At 61.2% G+C, this 3,588-nt stretch carries 3 protein-coding genes; 1 reads left to right on the forward strand and 2 read right to left on the reverse strand.

Going from position 1 to position 3,588, the window contains the following annotated elements:
* Nucleotides 1-760: 760 nt before the first annotated feature.
* Both PV350_RS45595 and PV350_RS45600 read right to left on the reverse strand, forming a co-directional pair.
* Nucleotides 761-1,093 carry a WhiB family transcriptional regulator gene (locus PV350_RS45595; RefSeq protein WP_500339192.1) on the reverse strand — a complete coding sequence of 111 codons (333 nt, stop codon included), beginning with the start codon at nt 1,091-1,093 and terminating at the stop codon, nt 761-763.
* Nucleotides 1,094-1,670: 577 nt separating this feature from the next.
* Nucleotides 1,671-2,285: a ricin-type beta-trefoil lectin domain protein gene (locus tag PV350_RS45600; RefSeq protein ID WP_500339193.1), complete on the reverse strand. Its 615-nt coding sequence runs from the start codon at nt 2,283-2,285 to the stop codon at nt 1,671-1,673.
* Nucleotides 2,286-3,421: 1,136 nt separating this feature from the next.
* Between PV350_RS45600 and PV350_RS45605 the strand changes: the two genes are divergently transcribed.
* The coding region (locus tag PV350_RS45605; RefSeq protein WP_500339194.1) for a transposase at nt 3,422-3,588 on the forward strand (167 nt) is incomplete at its 3' end.

The following is a 3,588-nucleotide window of genomic DNA, read 5'->3' on the forward strand; positions in this document are numbered from 1 at the left end:
TCAGCCGGTGGCCGTTTGTCTATGCGGGCACCAACCCAGACGCCGGAGCAAACCCCCGCATCAGGTCCAACCCGCTACACCACTTCCAAGGACGCAACCACCTCAACTGCCAGCCGTAGCCACCTGACCAGCGACTCCGGAAGGGGGAGGCTCGATCAGCCTCGGCATTGACCCCGTCCATATCGCCGCCGCTGGTGCCGAAAGGGTCGACAGCGACTTCCTTCCTGCTGGGCAGCAACGGTGGGACACCAGGGAGTATCGGGACCTGCGCCTCGTTACCGTCGAGCGGAGAGTGGTATGGACCACCGTCCGTCCGGGATGCGTGAGGTCGGGGGTGGGCGTAGGCACAGAGATCTCCGGCACCAAGGCGGCCAGTAATTGCTGCGTGAGACCTTTGTGACGCCGACGATACCCGCCGATACCAACCCGGTTGCGTGGGCGCACAAGCCGGCGCGGAGAGCACTGGGCGGCGCAGCGCTTCTTCGGTGGCCTATGCCCGTGAGAGCCGTCAAGGTTCCTGGAGGTGGCTGTGGCGCCGCGTTCGAAGTCGGTTCCCTTCTCACCAGCGTGCAGCCACGCCCCGCACTTGTCCTCGACCACGGCGATCTGGCACCGGGACCATACGCCGGCGTCTCTACCGGCCGTGGACTCGACTAATTATTCCGTAGACAACCATGAAATATTGTGTCTATTCGCGGCATATGTCTTCGATCTCGGAATCGATGCCGAATCGTTGGCGTCATGAAAACGGGGCCTCGGATTAGGGGTGCTGAGCTCTTTGGCCACTCACGCCGTGAACGCGGCGGGCATACCCGGCATTGGCCCTTTCGGCGTCAGTCTCGCCGCCCCAAATACCGAACTCACCGGTTTCCCTGGCCCAATCGCGACAGGAAATTCGCACTGGACAAGTTGCGCACAAGGCGCGTGCTTCCGAAATTCTAGTTCGCCCCGGAGAGTTGCTATTGCTAAAAGCATCGCCTGGCGGGTGGAACAGGTATGGGCGCGCTGAACACGGAACTATGACCGGGAAGTCGATAAGGAAATGCGGGGGCGAAATGACAGGAGCCGAGGACACGTCGTCCTTCTCTCTCATAGACCGAACATGCTTCCCCGAATTATATGCAATCCACGATCTTCATTACCTCAATTTGGCCTCAAATCTGACATCGCCTCTGAAGAGTCCGCCGCCTCGCACGTGGACTCCCGGAAGTGATCAAGGGCGTGCCAATTCGAGAACCAACGAAATTTGCGGAATGGCATCATATGTCCAAATTGGGCGGGATCGCAGGGACTGCGCCTGCGCCACACCTATATGTATTCTCACAAGCTCTACTGGATACGGAAGCTCTGTCGGAAAGCGTCACTGGTCACAGCTTCGAACCACGCACCGCTGTCAATGACTCAACCCGTGCATGCGACGTGCCGTAGCTCCCCGAGCCGCCCCACCCACATCACACGATGATGGCTGCCCCAGCGAAATGTGCACCTATTCGACACCAGCCGCTCCACGACTTGCCGCCGGCAAGGAAACCGTCCGCCGCTTGTTCGCCGAAAATTATGTCCTGGCTCCGCCTGGGTACCAGGCGGAGCCAGGACTGGGGCCATCATTCGAGGCCCGTCTGTTCGTCGTTCTGGCAGTACACGCGAGCGGTCAAAGGTGCCTGTGAATCTCAGTATTTTGACCACTTTTGGTTGCTGGTGCCATAGCAGGTCCACAACTGGAGCTTGCTGCCGTTTGCGGTGCCCTTGTCGACGACGTCAATGCACTTGTCCGCATGGTGGTTCACCAGGTCATACGCAGAGTTGAGGCTGATCTGCTGGGCCCAGCTACCGTTGCACCTGGCGAGCTGAATGGGCGTGCCGTTGCCGGTCCCTGCTCCCGCCAAGTCCATACACATGCCGAGCGCACGCACGGTGCCGTCAGAGCGGAAGTCCCATTTCTGCCAGGCGTGGCCGTCGCAGTCGCGGATCTCCAATCGCCTCCCGTCGTGCCCGACGCCGTCTTGCGCACCGGTGACGGTGATGCAACGGTTGCTCTGATGGCCGCGGATCCTGATGCCAGGAACGGTGACGACCTGCTGCTTTGTGGGACCGGGCGTGGGCCGCGCTGTCGCACCGCTCGCTTGCGAAGTCGTCTTCGATCCTGAATCAATCCTGCTGCCTGAGGACGGGGTTCCGCCATTGCTGCGGCCACTACCATCGGCAACGTTGCGGCCGCCGACACTCTCGCTGTTAGTACTCCCAATTGACCGGTCGGCGTTCTCCTCTCCTCCGATTACCTTCACTGAAGCGCCGTCATCTTGCCCTCGTGACCTCGTGTCAGGCGAGAGCTTCGGCACCCGGCTAGGCGTTGTGGTGGTCTCTTGTGTGCCGGGCGAGGGAGGTGAAACTCGTGTTGCGGGGGCAGTGGAAGCGACCGCTGCAACCGCGTTGCCGTCGACGCTTGGCCCGGGAAATACCCCGAGCTGCGCGAGTACGGGAACAATCAATATGGTGCATCCCACGACCGTAGACGTGGCGACCACCACGTTCAATGCCTTTCGATCCGAGAGCATCCACCGTCGGTGCAGGGCTGGGTCTCGGGCGAAAGTATCCGAAAATCGGGGCGATGCCCCCTCGAATTCTTCGGGTTCCCGGGGTTCGGGATGGGGAGGCACGTGGTCTCCTGTTGGTTCGGGAATCTGCCGGGGGAACGTAGGATGTATGCCCTACGTCGTATTCCTCAGGACGGACATAGTTCTGCCTGCAGAAAATCGATCAACGGATGACGCTGGTGTAACGCGAGATTTGGTCAAGACTCGCACTCAACGCAGTGGTCCAGATTCTAATCTATGTTTCGTGGGAGTCCGCAGGTCGAGGCCCAGACTCTTGTTGGTCACGGCAGCAGTCCAGCCGGCCAGTGAAATGTCGCGTCACCACCCGCTGTGCAGAACCGGGGAAACCCTGCTCCCCCGGTGGGGGATGACAGGGTTTCCTTTGCGATCGTGAGAACTCCCCTAGGGCAGTCGGGCTGGACGATCAGCTATCCGGGCAGAAAGCTGTGCGTCCACGATCTCACTCCGCGCGAGTAGCATTCTCGCAGGCGATACCCATCTTTCTATTGAACTTTGGCGTCGCACTTTGGGATATGTGTGCTTCAGGTGGTGCCTCCCTGCGTTGGGCACCAGCTCACCACTGTGGCCAAGTTCGTGTCCAAGGCCAGGGCGGCTCTCATCGGCCATGTCACGGGCCGCATCCGGACCCTGATCGGTCGCAAGCTCTCGGCGCCGACGTCGTGGATCGTGAGTGGTGTCGAGCTAGGCATCGCCGATGCGGCGGGCTTCGAGACCACAGTGGCTAGCCGTAGGGGGCCATGCTTGCCGAGCGATAATGAATCGCTCCGGGTTCGGTGCAGAGCGCTGAGCCTTGGAAGGATGCGCTCATGCCGGCGCAGAGGAAGTACCCAGCGGAGCTGATCGAGCGGGCCGTGCGGATGGTCGCTGAGAAGCAGGGGCAGTCTCCGGGGCGGTCGGGGATCATCCGGGAGGTCGGAGATCTTCTCGGGATTCATCCCGAGGCCCTGCGGCACTGGGTGAAGAAGGCCGAGGC

The sequence above is a fragment of the Streptomyces sp. PA03-6a genome, from assembly GCF_033792765.1.
GTDB lineage: Bacteria > Actinomycetota > Actinomycetes > Streptomycetales > Streptomycetaceae > Actinacidiphila.

Excerpts from the sequence above, each read along its gene's own strand:
- PV350_RS45595 (WP_500339192.1), bottom strand. The coding sequence starts at position 1,093 with ATGAGAGAGAAGGACGACGTGTCCTCGGCTCCTGTCATTTCGCCCCCG.